Genomic DNA, 16819 nt, shown 5'->3' with positions numbered 1-16819 from the left:
GAAGAGATGTCCGACTTCCGCGGCGCAGACGTCCTCGAGCGCTACATCGAGCAGTGCACGAACTGGGGACGTTGGGGCGAGGAGGACTCGCTCGGGACGATGAACCACGTCGGGCCCGAGGAAGTGCGGCGCGCCGCGGCCCTCGTCGAGCACGGCGTGACCATCTCCTGCTCGCTCCCCTACGACCAGCGCGGCCCTCAGACCGGCACCCTGCGCGCCAACCCGCGCAACGTGATGACGGCGACGGGAGCCGACCACCTGGCCGGAGCGCAGGACATCCTTCCGGCCGGGTTCGGCCCGGCCAAGGGTTACGGGCGTTCCGACGACATTCTCATCGTGCCCAACCAGGCCGGCACCCAGTGGGACTCGCTCTCCCACATCTTCTGGAAAGGGAAGATGTACAACGGGCGCTCCGCCGGCCTCGTCTCCTCCAACGGGGCGGCCAAGAACGGCGTGGAGAACTACGCGGGCAAGTTCGTGCTGCGCGGCGTGCTGCTGGACGTGGCCCGGCACCTGGGCGTGGACGCTCTCGAGCCCGGCTACGCGATCTCCGTCGAGGAGCTGGAGGCGACCGCGGCGGCCGAGGGCGTGCGGATCCGGCGCGGGGACGCGGTGCTCATCCGTACCGGCTTCCTGGAGGCTCGCCGCCACGGGTGGGGCGACTACGCGGGCGGTGCCGCCCCAGGGGTGTCACTGCACACCGCCCCGTGGTTCCACGAGCGGGAGATCGCCGCGGTCGCCTCGGACACCTGGGGCGTCGAGGTCCGTCCCAACGAGATCGACTGCTTCCAGCCCTTCCATGTCGTGGCACTGGTCCACATGGGGCTGGCCATCGGCGAGATCTTCGACTTCCAGGAGCTCGCGACCGCCTGCGCCCACTACGGGAAGTACGAGTTCCTCTTCACCGCGCCCGCGTTGCCCATCACCGGCGCGTCCGGGTGTCCCGTCGGCGGGATCGCGGTGCTGTGAGGCGACAACCGCAGGAAAGAAGGAATCGATGACCGCGTTGGCCACGCCCACCCTTGCCCCCTCGCTCCCGGCCATCCCCTCGACGCTGCTGGTCGGCGGGCGCTGGCGCCCGGCGGCGGGTGGCGCGACGTTCCCGGTGGACAACCCCGCGACCGGTGAGACGCTGATCGAGGTCGCGGACGCCGACGCGCAGGACGCGCTGGACGCGATCCGGGCCGCCGCCGACGCGCAGCCCGCCTTGGCGGCCTTGTCCCCCGCGCGGCGCGCGGCGTTGCTGCGCCGGGTCGAGGCCGTGCTGCGCGAGCGTACGGACGAGCTCGCCCTGCTCATCACCCTGGAGATGGGCAAGCCGATCACCGAGTCCCGCGGGGAGGTGGCCTACGCCGCCGACTTCTTCGGCTGGTTCGCCGACGAGGCCCTCCGCATCGGAGGGGACTACCGGCTGTCGCCGAACGGGCTGACCCGCATCCTCGTCCAGCACAAGGCGGTGGGGCCCTGCCTGCTCGTCACGCCGTGGAACTTCCCCCTGGCGATGGGAGCGCGCAAGATCGCCCCGGCGATCGCCGCCGGCTGCCCGTCCGTGCTCAAGCCGGCCGAGCAGACGCCCCTGACCAGCCTGCTCCTCGCGCAGATCATCGAGGAGTCCGGTGCTCCGGCCGGCGCGGTCAACGTCGTCACCACGTCCCGCCCCGCCGCGGTCGTCAGCACGGTGATCGAGTCGGGACTGGCCCGCAAGCTCTCCTTCACCGGCTCGACCGAGGTGGGCAAGCTCCTGCTGGCCCAATGCTCGGCCCACGTCATGAGGACCTCGATGGAGCTGGGCGGAAACGCTCCTTTCATCGTGTGCGCGGACGCCGATCTCGACGCCGCGGTCGAGGGCGCGTTGCTGGCCAAGATGCGCAACATCGGCCAGGCCTGTACGGCGGCCAACCGCTTCATCGTCGCGGAGTCGCTCGCCCCCGAGTTCACCGGCAGGCTCGCGGACCGCATGGGAGCGATGACGGTCGCCGCCGGTTGGCTGGACGGCGCCGAGGTCGGGCCGCTCATCGATGACGCGGCGGTCGCGAAGTTCGAGCGGCTGGTGGCCGACGCCCTCGACCGGGGCGCCGTGATCGAGGTGGGCGGCGGACCGGCGAAGGGCCGGTTCGTGGAGCCCACCGTCCTGAGCGATGTCGCGCCGGGGACGGCGCTGCTCGACGAGGAGATCTTCGGTCCGCTCGCCCCGATCACCACCTTCCGCGAGGAGGAGGTGGCGGTGGCCGCGGCCAACGGCACTCCCTACGGACTGGTGAGCTACGTCTACACGCGTGACCTGGAGCGTGCGCTGCGCATGGTCGGAGACCTCGCCAGCGGCATGGTCGGGGTCAACCTCGGCGTCGTGTCGAACGCGGCCGCGCCCTTCGGCGGCGTCAAGCAGTCCGGGCTCGGTCGCGAAGGCGGCCTCGAAGGCATCACGGAATACCTCGACACCACCTACGCGGCGCTGCCGGTCTGACGAAGGAGACAACAAATGCCCTTGCGCATCGTGGGACTGCGCCACACCGACGGCTCGGTCCTCGTGGGGACCCTCATGGACGACGGTCAGGTCGGAGTCCTCGCGCCTCTGGAGGAGTTCTGGGCCGATCCCCGGCGTTGGTCGACCGGCTCGGCGGACGTGGTGGCCACGCTGCCGCTGGACGATGTCGAGCTAGTACCTCCAGTGCTGCCGGGCGCGCGGGTGATCTGTATCGGGCTGAACTACCTCAAGCACGTCGCGGAGGGTTCCTACGCGAGCGAGGGTGTGCCGCAGCACCCCACGCTGTTCGCGCGGTGGCCGAGCTCGCTCACCGTCGGCGGTGCGGGCATCCCGGTGCCGTCCGGCGAGGACGGGGTGGACTGGGAGGGTGAGGTGGTGGCCTGGGTCGGTGCGACCCTCGTCGACGCCACCCCCGAGGACGCCTTGGCGGCCGTGGTCGGCTACTCCGCGTTCAACGACGTGACCTCGCGCCGGGCGCAGAAGTACACCTCCCAGTGGACGCTGGGCAAGAACGGAGATCGTTCCGGGCCGCTCGGGCCGCTCGTACCGGCTGCCGAAGTGGGCGACCTGCGTGACGGGCTCAAGGTGGAGACGCGGGTCAACGGCACCGTGGTGCAGCAGGGCAGTACCGACGAGATGGTCTACACGGTCGGCGACACGCTCTCGCTGATCAGCCGGACCCTCACCCTTCACCCGGGCGACCTGCTCGCCACCGGCACCCCGTCGGGGGTCGGCTACTCCCGGACACCGCCGTGGCTCCTGCGACCCGGCGACGAGGTGGAGGTCGAGGTCGAGCGGCTCGGCGTGCTGCGGAACCCGGTCGTGGCCAACCAGGAGCGCCACGATGCGCTGAACGCATGAGTGCCGCCTTCGGGCCCCTTGACGGTGTGCTCGTCGTCGACCTGTCGCGCGCCTTGGCGGGGCCCCACGCGACGATGATGCTGGGCGACCTCGGTGCCCGGGTGGTCAAGATCGAGGCACCGGGGCACGGAGACGACACCCGAGGCTGGGGGCCGCCCTTCGCCGGGGACGAGGGGGAACGAGAGTCGACGTACTTCCTGTCGGCCAACCGCAACAAGGAGTCCATCTGCCTGGACCTCAAGGACGACGCCGACCGCGAGGTCCTGCTCGCCCTGGTACGACGGGCGGACGTGCTGGTGGAGAACTTCCGGACCGGAGTCATGGAACGGCTCGGGCTGGGCGCCGACGTGCTCGGGGAGCTCAACCCGCGGCTCGTGCAGCTGTCGATCACCGGCTTCGGCCACGACGGTCCCGAAGGCGGCCGGCCGGGTTATGACCAGATCGCCCAGGGTGAGGGTGGCCTGATGTCCCTGACCGGATCGGCGCCGGATGACCCGCAGCGGTTCGGGACGCCGATCTGCGATCTGCTCGCCGGCATGTACGGCGCCTACGGTGTCCTGGCGGCGCTGCGCCAGCGGGAGTCGACCGGGCGAGGCCAGGTCGTACGCACCTCGCTGCTGGCCGCGGCCGTCGGCGTCCACGCCTTTCAGGGAACCCGCTGGACGGTCGCCGGCGAGGTCGGCCGGGCGTCGGGCAATCACCACGCCTCCATCTCCCCCTACGGGCTCTTCCGGTGCGCCGACGGAGCGGTCCAGATCGCCGTGGGGAGCGAGGGGCTCTGGCGGAAGTTCTGCGCCGGCTTCGGCCTCGACCCCGCGGAGCCGGGCATGGCCACGAACGCCCAACGCGTCGCGTCACGTGACCAGGTCATCGAGCTGGTCGAATGGGCCTTCGTGAACTGGAGCGCCGCTGACCTGCTCGAACGGCTGCACGAGCTGGCCATACCGGCGGGCAGGGTGCGCACCCTGGACGAGGTCTACACCTGGGATCAGACCCTGAGCCAGGGCCTGGCCATCGACGTCACGCATGAGACCCTGGGGCCGCTCACGCTGCCCGGGCCGCCGCTGCGCTTCTTCGAACTGTCCGGGCAGGAGCGCACCCGGACCTCGCACCGGCCGCCACCCGTCCTCGACCAGCACGGGGAGTCGGTGCGGCGCTGGGTCGGCGACGTGGTCCGGTGACGCGTCGGCCGGGGGCCCTCGAGGTGATCGAGGCGAACGTCGACCCGGGCTCCTGGCAGTCGTGGGACGTGCCCGTCGTACCCGTCGACCGGGATCCCGAGTACGAGAAGGCGCTGTTCAAGGCTCGGGAACGTTCCGGAACGGACGAGGCCGTCGTCACCGGCCGGGCCCGGATCGGAGGCCACGACGTGGCACTCGTCGTGAGCGAGTTCCGCTTCCTCGGCGGATCGATCGGTCGTGACGCGGCCGAGCGCATCGTGACGGCCGTGCGCCGCGCGACGGCCGAGCGGTTGCCCCTCATCGCCGCGCCCTCCTCCGGCGGCACCCGGATGCAGGAAGGCACCCCGGCCTTCGTCACGATGGTGGACATCTCCCGGGCCGTCGTCGAGCACAAGGCGGCCGGGCTGCCGTACCTGGTCTATCTGCGACACCCCACCACCGGAGGGGTGTTCGCGTCGTGGGGCTCGCTCGGGCACGTCACCGTGGCGGAGCCGGGCGCCTTGGTCGGCTTCCTGGGCCCCTCGGTCTACGAGGCGCTCAACGGGCGGCCGTTTCCCGACGGTGTCCAACTGGCCGAGAACCTGGTCGCCAAGGGGGTCATCGACGCGGTCGTGACCGCCGGCCAGCTCGCCGACGTCGCCCCGAGGGCACTCGCCTTGCTGGCCGGGCCACTGGTCAGAGCTACCGACGTCACCCCCGGCACGGCAGGGCCGGCACTCGCGAGGGATCCCTGGGACTCCATTCAGCTCAGTCGGCACCCTGACCGGCCGGGAGTCCGTGAGCTGTTGCGCATCGGGGCCGGCGATGTTGTCGCCTTGTCGGGGACGGGTGCGGGTGAGCCCGGGCGGGGCATGGTCTGCGCCCTGGCCTCCTTCCAGGGGGTCGCGTGCGTCGTGATCGGTCAGGACCGGCGCGCTCAGGCTCGCGAAGGCCCGCTCGGCCCCGGTGACCTGCGTACCGCGCGCCGCGGCATTCATCTCGCCCAGCAGCTGGGGCGCCCGCTGGTCTGCGTGATCGACACCCCCGGAGCCGAGCTCTCGGCGGAGGCGGAGGAGCGGGCTCTCGCCGGCGAGATCGCCCGCTGCCTGGCCGACCTCGTCCAGCTCACCGTGCCATCCGTGTCGGTACTCCTGGGAGAGGGCTGCGGCGGCGGCGCCCTCGCCCTTCTCCCCAGCCGAGCGCGCATCGCCGCCGAGCACGCGTGGCTCGCGCCCCTGCCACCGGAGGGCGCGAGCGTGATCCTGCACGGCGACACCCGGCTGGCGGCCGACATGGCACGCAGGCAGCGTGTCGGCTCCCACGAGCTGCTGGCGGACGGGGTGGTGCAGGTAGTCGTGCCCGAGCCCGTGCCCGCGCACGAGAATCCCGAGGACTTCTGCCGGAGAGTGTCCGCGGCGATCGGGGCACAGTTGCTCCAGCACGTTCGGTGAGCTCCGCGGACGTCAGCGGGCGAGGACGCGGGCCAGGGTGTGCAGGGTCTCCAGAGACGTGCCGGGCGGTGGGGAGACGCGGAGCACGGGTTCGCGCAGGTCCAACGGCGCCCTGCTGGTCGGCACGACGCTGACCAGCAGGGACGCCTCCGCCGCCCGGGCGGCGGCGTGCTCGGCCGTGTCGCCCGGCGGGGGCCGGAGCGTGACGAGGGCGGACGGCTCGTCGAGCGGTTCGGCCACGCGCCAGCCCCCGGCCCCGTCGAGCAGGCCACGCGCCGTACGACCGAGGTCGGCCAGCTCCGCCTGAACCGTGGACGGGCCGAGCTCGTGCTGCTCGAGTACGGCCACGCCGAGCCCGACCCGCGCCGCGATCGCTCCCTCCGAGCTCTCATATCGCACCGCGCCGGGCAGGGGCACCGGCGACGCCTCGTTCCAGAGGTGTCCCCCGAGGGTGGGGGCCGCGGCGTCCATGGCGGGGGTGAGGTCGGGCACGATCAGGAAGCCGACGCCGCGCGGCCCGGCCAGCCACTTGCGCGAGGTCCCCACGTACGCGCTCGCGCCCGCCCCGCGCACCTCCACGTGCCCGAGCGACTGGCAGACGTCCAGCACGAAAGGGATCCCCGCCGCGCGGCACCACGCCCCGATCTCCGCCGCCGGTTGCACGACGCCGCGGTGGGAGCCGATGTGGGAGAGGATCATCAGGTCCAGCCCGGCCCGCATGCCTTCCGGGTCGAGGCGGCCGTCGTCGTCCACCGGCAGTTCGACGAGCTTCCAGTCCCGCTGTTCGGCGAGGCGGCGCAGCAGCATCAGCGTGCTGCCGTACTCGGTGCGCGTGTAGCCGACGCTGCTGCCCGGCGCGAGCCGCCACCCGCCCAGCAGCGCCGCCATCGCCGCCGTCCCGCTCTCCAGGAAGGCCACGTCCGCCGGACCGGCGCCGACCAGCTCGGCCAGGGCCGCCTTCGCCGCGGTCAGGTCCGGGACGGCGGCGTAGCCGCCGCGCTGCCGTTCCAGCCGCAGCTGCGTCACGACCGCGTCGAGCACCCGGTCGCTGGGCACGTTGCAACCGGCCGCGTCGAGATGCCCAGGCGGCGCCGTGCCGCGCCCGGCCCGCCACAGGGTTCCGACGCTCACGCCTCGGCGAGGATCAGGGTGAAGTCCCCGGCCGGATCCGTGTAGCGACGACACACCTCGAACCCCGCGTCCGCGAGCTCCGCCCGCAACCCCTCCGGCCGGAACTTGGCGCTGATCTCGGTCCGCACCTCCTCCCCCGCCACGAAGTCGGCGACCAGTCCCAGCCCGCCGATCCGTACCCGCATGTCCCGGCTTGCCCGCAGCCGCATCTCGATCCACTCGTGTCGCTCGTCGTACAGCGCCACGTGTTCGAACGCCTCCGGGTCGAAATCCGCGTCCAGTTCCCGGTTGATCACCCGCAGCACGTTCCTGTTGAAGGCGGCCGTCACCCCGGCCGGGTCGTCGTAGGCCGCGATCAGCCGCCCGGTGTCCTTCACCAGGTCCGCCCCGAGCAGGAACGTGTCCCCGGGCCGGAGCGTGGCCCGCAGGTCTTTCATGAACACCGCGCGGGCGGCAGGTTCGAGGTTCCCGATCGTGCCGCCGAGGAAGGCCACCATCCGCCGCCCGGTACGCGGCAGCAACGCCAGATGGCGCTCGAAGTCGGCGCACACCGCCCTCACCCGCAACCCGGGGAAGAGCCCGGCCAGCCGGTGCGCCGCCGCCGACAGGGTGACCGCGTCGACGTCCACCGGCGTGTAGACGCGCGCGGCCAGCGCCTCGAGCAGCAGGACGGTCTTCTCGCTGGTGCCCGAGCCCAGCTCGACCAGCGTGTCCGCACCGCTGGCGGCGGCCAGGTCCGCGGCCCGCGCGCGCAGGATGGCCAGCTCGCGCCGGGTCGGGTAGTACTCGGGCAACCGGGTGATGCGGGAGAACAACTCGCTGCCCGCCTCGTCGTAGAACCACTTGGGCGGCAGCCACTTGGGGACAGCCGTCAACCCGGTCCTGACGTCGTGTTCGAGTGCCTGGCGTAGATATCCGCGGTCAAGATGGTTGATCACATGCACGGTGGACTGGCTGACGGGCATGAGGCCTCCCCGAGTGGATTACAACGGCTGGACGTGTACGTCGTCGCGGGTGACGGTCAGCAGGCTGCGCTCGGGTACCGCCTGCCAGCCGGGCAGGTCGTCGAGCGGCTCGCTGGCCACCAGCACGCCGTCGTGAAGTCGGTGGTGGAAGAGGGTGTCGCCCCAGACGGTGGCGGCGAGCGACGCGCCATCGCAGGCGAGCAGGTTCAGGCGAGCGCCGGGGTCCTTCTCCCCGGCGTGGACGACCACCTCGGCGAGCGCCTCGCCCAGGCCGAGCCCGGCGTGCCCGCGCTGGAACACGGCGGCGGCGACCCAAGCGGCGTCGCACACGCTCTCGGCGTCGTCGGCCAGGTCCCTGACCGCGTCCCGCGCGACGCGCCCGTTGTGGCTGAGCAGCCACCGCCCGTCGGTGAACGGCGGGGTGGCGCTCTCCTCGATCGGCATGCCGACAGTGGCCGAGCGCACGGCCGCCAGCAGGCAGGTCGAGCGGGCGATCCGCGCGAGCCCGGGCAGGTTGGCGTCGGACCAGATGGGCACGGAACGGCGATACCGCACCGGGTCCGCACAACTCTTTTCATACCAGCCCATGCCGTACCCGTCGGCGTTGATCAGGCCGTGGCGCTGCCGCCGCGGCGCGTACGACTGCTTCAACAGGCCGTGTTCCGGCTCGTGAATGAGCTGGGCGAGCGAGCGGGCGGCGCCCAGCCAGGCCGCGTGCCTGCACATCAGACCAGCTCCGAACGGGCGCAGCGGAAGCCGGTGAAGATCTGCCGGCGGATCGGGTAGTCCCAGTTCCTGAACGTGGTCCGCACCGCCGCCGGATCGGCCGCCCAGGAGCCGCCGCGCAGCACCCGGTATTCCTGGCCGAAGAACACCTCGCTGTACTCCTTGTACGGAAAAGTGCGGAAGCCGGGATAGGGCTGGAACCAGGAGGCCGTCCACTCCCAGACGTCTCCCACCATCTGCTCGGCCCCATAGGCGCCGGCCCCGGCCGGGTAGGCGCCCAGCGGCGCGGGATGGGCGGCGCGGTGCCCGAGATTCGCCCGGTCGGGACCTGGTGCGTCCTCACCCCATGGGTACCTGCGCGCCTTCCCGGCCCGAGGGTCCCAGCCGCAGGCCTTCTCCCATTCGGCCTCGGTAGGCAGCCGCTTGCCCGCCCAGCGGGCGTAGGCGTCGGCTTCATACCAGCTCACGTGCTGGACCGGCTCGTCCATCGGGACCGGCTCGGTACGCCCGAACCGGGTACGCCACCAGGCCCCGCCGTCCCTGGCCCAGAACAGCGGGGCGAAGACTCCGCTCCGCTGCCTCCACTGCCAGCCCTCCGCCGACCACCAGCGCGCGTCGTCATAACCGCCGTCCTCGATGAACGCCTGGTAGGCGCGGTTGCCCACGGGCAGCCGGTCGATCCAGTACGCGGGCAGCTCCACCCGATGGGCCGGCCGTTCGTTGTCGTAGGCCCAGGGCAGGGTGTCGGTGCCCATGAGGAAGGAGCCCGCGGGCACGAAGACCTCTTCCGGCCCCTCGCTCCGGCCCGGCGGAAGGTCACCGTCGCGCACCAGCCCGGGTTGCCCGGACAGTTGCAGGGTGGCGAGCATGGTCTCGTCGTGCTGATGCTCGTGCTGGATCACCAGGCCGAACACGAAGCCGTCGCGGTGCAGCGGGGCGGGTCCGTCCAGGTCGATCTTGTCGAGGACGTCGAGCACCCGCCCGCGTACGCCCTCGATGTAGCGGCGGGCCTCGGCCGGGCCCAGGAAGGGCAGGCTGGGGCGGTCCTTGCGCGGTGTCTTGAACGCGTCGTAGATGTCGTCGATCTCGGGCCGGAGCGGGTCGATGCCCCCGGCCTCGCGCAGCACCCAGAGTTCCTCGTAGTTGCCCACGTGCGCCAGGTCCCACACCAGTGGCGACATCAGCTCGGAGTGCTGGCGTACCAGCAGGTCGTCCTCCGCCTCCGTGTAGGTGAGTGACCGGTCGCGCACCGCGATGAGCTCAGCCGCGATACGTTCCTTGAAGTCGTTCATTCCCATCCCTCATCGCTCGGCCAGTTCGGGACATCCAGCAGGTCGGACGCCGGTGAGCGGCCCGTGCTCACGTGCCGGTCGGCGAACGCGGCCACCTCGCCGACCAGGCCGGGACCCGCGCCGCAGCGCGGCAGCGCCTCCAGCGCGGCGCGGAAGCACACCTCGGCCACCCGGCGCAGGTGCGGGTCGGCCAGCCCGCACCGCGCCGCCACCCCCCACAGCCGCCGGTACGGCTCCGCGGCGGCCATCGCGGCGTCGGCGGCGCGGTCGTCGACGATGAGGGCATGGGTCACGGCCACACAGACCGGCCAGATCGCCGGGTGCTGGGCGTCGAGATAACGGATCTCCAGCCAGCCCCGGGGCCGCACCGGTGGAAAGACCGTCGTGGCGTGGTAGGCCAGATCCTCGGCGGTGGGCCGCCGCCCGCCGTCGGCCGTCAGCCAGTCGCGGAACGTGGAGCCGTCACGGACCGGGCGATAGCTCTGCTCACCCTCTCGCACCAGCATGAGCCGGGCATCCAGCAGGTATTCGGCCCAGTCCGCGGCAGGATCGCCCGAGGCGGGCACGGGCGAGGTTCTGGTGCGGTCGAGGTGATCCCAGACGGCCTGGCGGCCCGACATCCAGCCGCACGGCCGGCCATCGCTCAGCGGCGAGTTGGCGAAGGCCGCCATCAGCACCGGGCCGAGCGCGTGCGCCCGATCCCAGCGCGCCGCCGGCCGCTCGCCCAGGTCCAGGTTGACCTGGATCGACGCGGTCGAGCACATCATGAGTTGCCCGTACGGCACGCCGAGGAACTCGGCCATCGCGTCGTATCGGGGCAGACGTAGCTGGCGGCGGGCCGGGCGTACCGGATCGAGGCCGACTCCGCCCAGCACCAGCCCTGCCGCTCGCAGGGCGGCGCGTACGGCGGCCACGTCGCCGGCCAGGCGGGCCAGCGCCTCCGGCAGCGGGCCCGCCGGGCCGGACAGTTCGAGCTGCCCGCCCGGTTCGAAGGTCACCCGGCTGCCGCCGGGCAGTTCGGGCAGGGCCCGCTCGGTCCTGGCCAGCGGGACCTGCCGGGCCGCCGCCGTACGGTCGAAGATCAGGAATTCCAGCTCCACGCCCACCCGGTCCGCGGCGGCGGGATGGAAACAGCGACGCGCGAAGTCCGCCACCTCCGAGGCGTCCCGCAGCGGCGTACTCTCGGCCGTAAGCCCGATCATCATCTCCCCTTCGCGTGGCGCATGGGTCTTGATGGTCCGCGTCCAGCGATCCGCCGCAGGCAACGGCGTCCCCATCTACAGACCCGCGAAGGGCGCAAGCGTTACAGACGGATTTTTCGGGTATCGGAGGCTGCTGACCGGCCACTAGGTCACACGGAGGGCGATGGCGTGCTCTCACGGAAGGTCTGGAGGAGGCGGCTCATCGCGATGATGGAGGGCTTTCGCACCTCATGACCGCCGCCGCTCGCGGAACGCGGACATGAGCCGGTCGCGCACGTCGGCGGGGAGTTTCTCCGGGGGCGGGTCGCCTAAGACGACGATGGTCGCGCGGAACTGTTCGAAGTAGCGGCTACATCCCTGGCAACAGGCCAGGTGCGCGTGCACGCCCTCGCGCTCGGCCGGATCGAGGGCGTCGTCAAGGTGGGCGGTGATGAGACCCACCAGCTCGTCGCATGTGAAGCGCTTCACGACGTCGACCGCCTTGTCTCCTGGATGAACCGTTTCACCTATTGTGCCGCTGCGCGGAGCGGACGGAGCTAGTCCGGCTGTCCGACGGACTCGAAATAGTCCGCGAGCCAGCCGCGCACCGCGACGCGGGCGCGATGCAGCAGGACCCGCTGGTTGGCCGCGGAGATCTTCAGGATCTCGCACACCTCGTCGGAGGTGCACCCCTCCACGTCCCGCAGGGTGATCACGATTCGCTGGCGGGGCGGCAGCCTGGCCAGGACCTCGCCGATCATGCCACGCACCTCCGAGGCCAGCGCCTCCCCCTCAGGCGTCGGCCAGGCCGCGGGCGGATCCGTCCAACCGCCCGGCGGCACCGGGTCGACGTGCCGGCCCGCGGAGTTGCCGCCGTCTTCCTCGAAAGCGCTCCACGGCAGCGTGCGCCGCTCACGGACGCCGCGCTTCTTCGCCATGTTGACCACGATGCGGAATATCCACGTCTTGACCGAGGAACGGCCCTCGAAGCCATCGATCCCGCCGACCACCGCCAGCCAGGTGTCCTGGACGACCTCTTCCGCGGAGTGGTCGGTGGACACGTAAGACCTGGCCACGCGCAACATGCCCCGGGACCAGGTGTCGAGCAGCGCCGCGAACATCGCCTCATCACCCGCGCGGAGGGCCCGGACAATGACGTCATCCGAGGGCAACCCTCCGCCCGCGAAAGACCTCACGATCGCTTTCCCTCCGGTCAGACGTCGGGACATCCATGACATCCGGCACGATCCGTGCCCTGCATCTACCCAGGCTAATCTGCCCACCACGGCGCCCCGGAGGCTGGGCGGCCTCCTGCGTATTCTCAAAAGGTGAAGTCTCCGGCGAATCGATGAGGAGCATCCCATGCGTCGGTCGGAAAGACTGCTCTACGCGGCGAACGAGGTCGATCTCCGCGTCGTGGACCTCGAACTGACCGACGGCGAGCATGTGGAGCAACCCTTCATCCGCACGCCGCGGGCCGCCGGAGCGGTGGTCGTTCATGACGGGTGCGCTCTGTTGCTGTGGCGCCACCGCCCTGTCACCGACACATGGGGGTGGGAGATCCCGCTCGGCGAGATCGCCCCGGACGAGGACCCTGAAAGGGCCGCGGCCCGTCTGGTGGAGGAGCAGACCGGCTGGCGCCCCGGGCCCCTGGTGCCGCTGATCCGGATCCGCACGGCCGAGGACGTCGCCGACAGCGACCACCTGATCTTCGTCGCCTTCCAGGCCACCTTCATCGCCGCGCCGACCGGCGACCAGACTCACGAACGGGCCGAATGGCTGCCGGTGCTGGGCATCCAGCGGCTGATCAGCGAGCAGGCCATCACGTCCGCGACCACGGCAGCGGCCCTGCTGCACCTCCTGGCCGACCTCCTGCAGGCCCGCGCGTCACATTGAGAGCGACCACGTCGTCCCTGCCGTCGTCGCCGAACTCCAGGTGGCGATGGTCACCTCCTCCGATTGATCCCCGAGATCGGGCCATGGTCGGTCACAAGAACATCTTGACATGGCTCGCAGTGAACCCCGGGCCATCCGAGCGTGGGCGCTCGATCGGGGGCTCCTCATTGCTTCGCGTGGCAGAATCCGCGAGATCTGGAACGCCTGGCGGTCCGCCCAGACTACGAAAATGTAGGCCAGAACTTGGGCGGCTTCAGCGCAGGATCGATCACCCGCAGCCGACTCGCTACCGTGGGATCGACGCCTCGCATAGTGATCAAGCGTGGTCCGCTGGATTCTTCCAGCAATGCCAGTGCGCTCGGCAATCCAGCGGCGACCGTCGCGATCGCGATGCCCATCCCGATCAGCCCAGGGTGTTTGTGCGGGTATTCGATCCGGTGGAGGCCGGATGCGGCGATCGCGGCCACTTCCCGAGGTCGCTGCATCTGACGGCCGTCATTGGTGAGAACCACGTGAAACCCCTCATCCGCAGCTCGCGGATACAGGGTCTCGTCACGTGTGCCCGACCAGCCAGGAAGATCCAGTAGATGGACGATGTCGTGGATGAGTACGAAGCTCGTCAGGACCTGGTGCAGCGGGCAGGGGACGTTCTCATCCAGCAGCAGCCTCACGCCGCTCCCTGGGGGGTTCGTAACTGTCGACGTAGTCGGCGAAGTCGGCGGCGTCCAACGCCGCGGTGGCGGACACACTCGGGTAATACTCCGCGATCCGCTCCGCCGGAACACCATCCCGCAGCAGCGCCGCAATCTCGTCGTACGGCACGCGGGTCCCTTCGATCACCGGCATCCCACCGCGGACCGCTGGGTCGACCGTGACGTGCTCCCGGGGACGTAGCAGGTCCGGAATGTGCCGTCCATCGCGGTAGAACGGCCGCAGCACCTCGACCATGTCATGGATGACGATGTTGGCCTTGCGATGCACCAGATCGGTGGCCTGACCCTGCTCGACCAAGTAGATCGTCGAGCCATCGGTCACCAGCTGGTATGCCGATAGATGCTCACGCTCCTGCAGGTCGTCGCGGAGCGTGTCCAACGCTCGACGAATCTTCTGCAAGGACGCGTCGTTGCGCAGCTTCACACAGGTGCGCAACGCGACCAGGTCTCGAAACGAGTACAGCACCGGACGCACCGGCGAGATCTCCGGCACTAGCACCGCGCCACGGCCAGAACTGGCCTTACGCCAGTGCGCGAGCTGGCGAAGCGTGACACCCGACAACGCCGCCGCCAGCTTCGGAGTGTAGGACACCCGCTTCACCTCCCTCGCTCGATTCGGCCCCCTTCATCATCGCAAACATCCCCACGATTCACTCACCATTACTCCATCATGATCGGAGAGTCGCCATGCCCGTCGCTGGTCATGTCCACAAGCGCGGCGGATGCGGGAAGCCACAAACCGGGCGCCAGCTCGGCTCACGCTGCCCCAAGCTGACCACCCGCAGTACGGCAGCTGGTACCTCGCCCTCGACATCCCGGCGGGTCTCGACGGCGCCCGCCAACACGTCCTGCAGGCCCGCGCGTCACATTAGAACAGCGCAGACCGGATACCAGCTGCAGCGTCGCTGACCTCGCAAAGGAAGGCCATTGCCATGACACAGGCCCAGATCGCCGGAGCGGCGATGACGCGGTTCGGCAAGTTCCCGGACAGTACGATCCGCTCGCTGGCCGAGGAAGCCGTGCGCGACGCGCTCTCCGACGCCGGGCTTTCCGCGGCCGACGTGCGGGCGGTGTTCTTCGCCAACGCCGCCGCCGGTGTGCTCACCGGCCGCCCCAAGGCGCAGTACCAGCGGCCGGCGACCGTGGAGGAGGTGCTGTCCAGCTGGGTGGTCTCGGAGCCGCTGACGTTGCTGATGCGCTCGCCGATCGGCGAGGGCGCCGCCGCGATCGTCGTCTGTTCCGCGGAGCGGGCGCGGCGGCTCGGGCTGCCGCCGGTGCGCGTGCGCGGCACCGTGCTCCTGTCCGGCCGAGGGGCCGGTGACCGCCGACCCCGGAGCCCCTCCCGCTTCATGCCCGGACGAGGGTGACGGCGTGACCGCGCGGGCTGGTGACCTGTTCGATGGCGGTGCGCTCCAGGAGGTGTGGGGCGGTGGGCCGGCGGTCGAAGACGATGAGGATGCCGTGGCTCAGGTCGAGGTGATCGAGGTAACCGTCGAGCTGGTGCAGGCCGTCTTCGACGGGGTCGGGCTGTCTGGGGTGATGGACCTTGAGTTCGATGGCCTCCCACTGCCAGCCGCGCTTGCCGTCGGCGTCCGTGTAGGGCCATTGGACGCAGATGTCCATGCGACCACGGCCCAGGGCGTACTCACGGTCGATCACACCGCCGCCGTTGACCACCCGGTGCAGCCAAGCCATGAAGATCAGGTGACAGGCGGCCTCGTGATAGGTCTCGCGGCTCTGCAGGATCTCGCCGTTGCGCCGCCAGAAGGTGAGGAACCCCTGCAGGACCGCGGGCATGTCGAGCCGCCCGTCCGGGGTGAGGAAGGCTGAGCGGTCGAGCAGAATGTCAGCCTCGACGTCCTGGCTGAGGACGCGCACGATGACTTCCTGATAAATCGGGTTGGCGACCTGGACCGGCGGTTTCTGGGTGACGAGGCCGAGATCGCGGGCGTAGGCGAGGTCATCGTCATAGACGTTCTCCCGCACTTCGCCGGTGAGCAGTGGCTCGATGATGCGCTGGACGCGATCCTCACGCAGCTTGGCGGCCAGGGAGTCCAGGTGGACGGCGCGGGCGACGATGAGCCGCTCGACCGCCTGGTTCATGTGCTCGTCGGTGATCGACTGACTCTCCGGGATGCGCATCTTGCGGATGATCTCGCGGGCGAGGGCGTTGACCAGCCACGGCTGCCCCTGGCTGGCGTGGAAGGCACGCTGGATCGCGTGCGCGGTGAACTCCTGGCCGGTGGCGTCGGTGTGCTGGCCGTACAGCTCGGCCACCTGCTCGAAGGTGAAGTCCGCCAGCCGCATCGACTCGGCGAGGATGTTGAACGGCGAGGGGCCGACAAGCCTTGACGAGTCGCCGCTCGAAGCTGTCTCGTAGGCGCGCACGTCACGCATCCCGCACAGCGCCACACTGTGCGGGAACGGCACCGGGAAGCTGTTGTATCCCTGGCGAAGCTGCCGGAGAACGCTGATCAACTCATCGCCATGGATCGAGTCGATCTCGTCCACGAGCAGCACGATGGGGCGCGGGCAGCGGCGAGCCCATGCGGAGAGCCCTCTGAGCAGCCGAGTCGATCCAGGCGCCTCCGGCCAGGGATCCGGCGGGAGACAATCCTCCGGAAGCCCCGTTGCCCGTGCCATGGCCGCGATCTCGGAGAGAATCCGCACCTCCGCCGGGGCGGCCTGATCGGCCCGGGTGGAGGCACTCTCGCAGGAGATGTACACCGCCGCATACTCGCCCTCGTTCCGCAATTCGGCGGCCAGGGCCTGGAGCGAGGTCGTCTTGCCGCTCTGGCGTGGCCCGCGAATGACGAAGTATTTCTCCTCGTCGATCAGCTCCCTCGCCTCGGGGATCCGGGGGATCGGGGGCAGCATGAAGTGCTTGCCCGGTCGACACGGACCCGTCGTATTAAAGGACTTCACTCTCTGTACAGTAATGGTTACCTATCTGTCGTG

General features: G+C 70.5%; 18 protein-coding genes. 8 read left to right on the top strand and 10 right to left on the bottom strand.

The annotated features are described in order from the left end of the window. Window positions 1-6 precede the first annotated feature (6 nt). Genes AB0F17_RS14605 through AB0F17_RS14585 form a run of 5 tightly spaced genes read left to right on the top strand, consistent with a single transcriptional unit; the run spans window position 7 to window position 5957 of the window. Window positions 7-969 carry a cyclase family protein gene (locus tag AB0F17_RS14605; protein ID WP_358021765.1) on the top strand — a complete coding sequence of 321 codons (963 nt, stop codon included), beginning with the start codon at window positions 7-9 and terminating at the stop codon, window positions 967-969. 28 nt (window positions 970-997) lie between these two features. Next, the gene (locus AB0F17_RS14600; protein ID WP_358021763.1) at window positions 998-2464 is read left to right on the top strand and encodes an NAD-dependent succinate-semialdehyde dehydrogenase; all 1467 of its coding nucleotides are present in this window, start codon (window positions 998-1000) and stop codon (window positions 2462-2464) included. 15 nt (window positions 2465-2479) lie between these two features. Further along, window positions 2480-3346, top strand: a complete 867-nt coding sequence (locus AB0F17_RS14595; RefSeq protein ID WP_358021760.1) for a fumarylacetoacetate hydrolase family protein — start codon at window positions 2480-2482, stop codon at window positions 3344-3346. Further along, window positions 3343-4527: a CoA transferase gene (locus tag AB0F17_RS14590; protein WP_358021757.1), complete on the top strand. Its 1185-nt coding sequence runs from the start codon at window positions 3343-3345 to the stop codon at window positions 4525-4527. Before AB0F17_RS14595 ends, AB0F17_RS14590 begins: the two co-directional genes overlap by 4 nt. Further along, the gene (locus tag AB0F17_RS14585) at window positions 4524-5957 is read left to right on the top strand and encodes a carboxyl transferase domain-containing protein (protein WP_358021755.1); all 1434 of its coding nucleotides are present in this window, start codon (window positions 4524-4526) and stop codon (window positions 5955-5957) included. Before AB0F17_RS14590 ends, AB0F17_RS14585 begins: the two co-directional genes overlap by 4 nt. A 12-nt stretch (window positions 5958-5969) precedes the next feature. Here the strand turns inward: AB0F17_RS14585 and egtE are convergent, their stop codons facing one another. From egtE to AB0F17_RS14550, 7 genes are all read right to left on the bottom strand, one after another. Continuing rightward, window positions 5970-7088 (bottom strand): ergothioneine biosynthesis PLP-dependent enzyme EgtE, encoded by a 1119-nt coding sequence (gene egtE, locus AB0F17_RS14580; protein ID WP_358021752.1) that lies wholly within the window; start codon window positions 7086-7088, stop codon window positions 5970-5972. Beyond that, window positions 7085-8053 (bottom strand): L-histidine N(alpha)-methyltransferase, encoded by a 969-nt coding sequence (gene egtD, locus AB0F17_RS14575; protein ID WP_358021749.1) that lies wholly within the window; start codon window positions 8051-8053, stop codon window positions 7085-7087. The genes egtE and egtD overlap by 4 nt, the downstream gene beginning before the upstream one ends. Before the next feature lie 18 nt (window positions 8054-8071). Further along, window positions 8072-8779, bottom strand: a complete 708-nt coding sequence (gene egtC / locus AB0F17_RS14570) for an ergothioneine biosynthesis protein EgtC (RefSeq protein ID WP_358021746.1) — start codon at window positions 8777-8779, stop codon at window positions 8072-8074. Then, entirely contained in the window at window positions 8779-10071 is a 1293-nt protein-coding gene (egtB, locus tag AB0F17_RS14565; protein ID WP_358021743.1) for an ergothioneine biosynthesis protein EgtB, read from the bottom strand. Before egtB ends, egtC begins: the two co-directional genes overlap by 1 nt. Then, a complete protein-coding gene (egtA, locus tag AB0F17_RS14560) occupies window positions 10068-11276 on the bottom strand; it encodes an ergothioneine biosynthesis glutamate--cysteine ligase EgtA (RefSeq protein ID WP_358021739.1) in 1209 nt (402 codons plus the stop codon). The genes egtB and egtA overlap by 4 nt, the downstream gene beginning before the upstream one ends. A 225-nt stretch (window positions 11277-11501) precedes the next feature. Further along, window positions 11502-11741 carry a zf-HC2 domain-containing protein gene (locus AB0F17_RS14555; RefSeq protein ID WP_358021736.1) on the bottom strand — a complete coding sequence of 80 codons (240 nt, stop codon included), beginning with the start codon at window positions 11739-11741 and terminating at the stop codon, window positions 11502-11504. 68 nt (window positions 11742-11809) lie between these two features. Further along, window positions 11810-12448 (bottom strand): RNA polymerase sigma factor, encoded by a 639-nt coding sequence (locus AB0F17_RS14550; protein WP_358021733.1) that lies wholly within the window; start codon window positions 12446-12448, stop codon window positions 11810-11812. A gap of 166 nt (window positions 12449-12614) precedes the next feature. Here AB0F17_RS14550 and AB0F17_RS14545 point away from each other — a divergent pair, with 166 nt between their 5' ends. After that, window positions 12615-13148: an NUDIX hydrolase gene (locus tag AB0F17_RS14545; protein ID WP_358021730.1), complete on the top strand. Its 534-nt coding sequence runs from the start codon at window positions 12615-12617 to the stop codon at window positions 13146-13148. Window positions 13149-13369: 221 nt separating this feature from the next. On the opposite strand, the gene AB0F17_RS14540 is transcribed toward AB0F17_RS14545, so the two are convergent. Together AB0F17_RS14540 and AB0F17_RS14535 are read right to left on the bottom strand one after the other, a co-directional pair. Then, on the bottom strand, window positions 13370-13819 hold the full coding sequence (locus AB0F17_RS14540; protein ID WP_358021727.1) for a hypothetical protein: 450 nt from the start codon (window positions 13817-13819) through the stop codon (window positions 13370-13372). After that, window positions 13800-14453: a DUF433 domain-containing protein gene (locus AB0F17_RS14535; RefSeq protein WP_358021724.1), complete on the bottom strand. Its 654-nt coding sequence runs from the start codon at window positions 14451-14453 to the stop codon at window positions 13800-13802. The genes AB0F17_RS14540 and AB0F17_RS14535 overlap by 20 nt, the downstream gene beginning before the upstream one ends. 130 nt (window positions 14454-14583) lie before the next feature. Here AB0F17_RS14535 and AB0F17_RS14530 point away from each other — a divergent pair, with 130 nt between their 5' ends. After that, window positions 14584-14733 (top strand): hypothetical protein, encoded by a 150-nt coding sequence (locus AB0F17_RS14530; RefSeq protein ID WP_358021721.1) that lies wholly within the window; start codon window positions 14584-14586, stop codon window positions 14731-14733. A 60-nt stretch (window positions 14734-14793) separates the two neighbouring features. After that, window positions 14794-15228 (top strand): hypothetical protein, encoded by a 435-nt coding sequence (locus AB0F17_RS14525; RefSeq protein ID WP_358021718.1) that lies wholly within the window; start codon window positions 14794-14796, stop codon window positions 15226-15228. Here AB0F17_RS14525 and AB0F17_RS14520 read toward each other — a convergent pair. Next, window positions 15209-16786 (bottom strand): ATP-binding protein, encoded by a 1578-nt coding sequence (locus AB0F17_RS14520; RefSeq protein ID WP_358021715.1) that lies wholly within the window; start codon window positions 16784-16786, stop codon window positions 15209-15211. The two genes, AB0F17_RS14525 and AB0F17_RS14520, sit on opposite strands and share 20 nt — an antisense overlap. Window positions 16787-16819 lie beyond the last annotated feature (33 nt).

The organism is Nonomuraea sp. NPDC026600, from assembly GCF_040638335.1.
In the GTDB taxonomy this organism is placed as follows: Bacteria; Actinomycetota; Actinomycetes; order Streptosporangiales; family Streptosporangiaceae; genus Nonomuraea.
This window is presented reverse-complemented; position numbering and strand designations above follow the sequence as displayed.

Bases quoted from the DNA above. Each gene is read 5' to 3' on its own strand.
- AB0F17_RS14605 (WP_358021765.1), top strand. From the start codon at position 7: ATGTCCGACTTCCGCGGCGCAGACGTCCTCGAGCGCTACATCGAGCAG.
- AB0F17_RS14600 (WP_358021763.1), top strand. From the start codon at position 998: ATGACCGCGTTGGCCACGCCCACCCTTGCCCCCTCGCTCCCGGCCATC.
- AB0F17_RS14595 (WP_358021760.1), top strand. From the start codon at position 2,480: ATGCCCTTGCGCATCGTGGGACTGCGCCACACCGACGGCTCGGTCCTC.
- AB0F17_RS14590 (WP_358021757.1), top strand. From the start codon at position 3,343: ATGAGTGCCGCCTTCGGGCCCCTTGACGGTGTGCTCGTCGTCGACCTG.
- egtD (WP_358021749.1), bottom strand. From the start codon at position 8,053: ATGCCCGTCAGCCAGTCCACCGTGCATGTGATCAACCATCTTGACCGC.
- egtC (WP_358021746.1), bottom strand. From the start codon at position 8,779: ATGTGCAGGCACGCGGCCTGGCTGGGCGCCGCCCGCTCGCTCGCCCAG.
- egtB (WP_358021743.1), bottom strand. From the start codon at position 10,071: ATGAACGACTTCAAGGAACGTATCGCGGCTGAGCTCATCGCGGTGCGC.
- egtA (WP_358021739.1), bottom strand. From the start codon at position 11,276: ATGATGATCGGGCTTACGGCCGAGAGTACGCCGCTGCGGGACGCCTCG.
- AB0F17_RS14545 (WP_358021730.1), top strand. From the start codon at position 12,615: ATGCGTCGGTCGGAAAGACTGCTCTACGCGGCGAACGAGGTCGATCTC.
- AB0F17_RS14530 (WP_358021721.1), top strand. From the start codon at position 14,584: ATGCGGGAAGCCACAAACCGGGCGCCAGCTCGGCTCACGCTGCCCCAA.
- AB0F17_RS14525 (WP_358021718.1), top strand. From the start codon at position 14,794: ATGACACAGGCCCAGATCGCCGGAGCGGCGATGACGCGGTTCGGCAAG.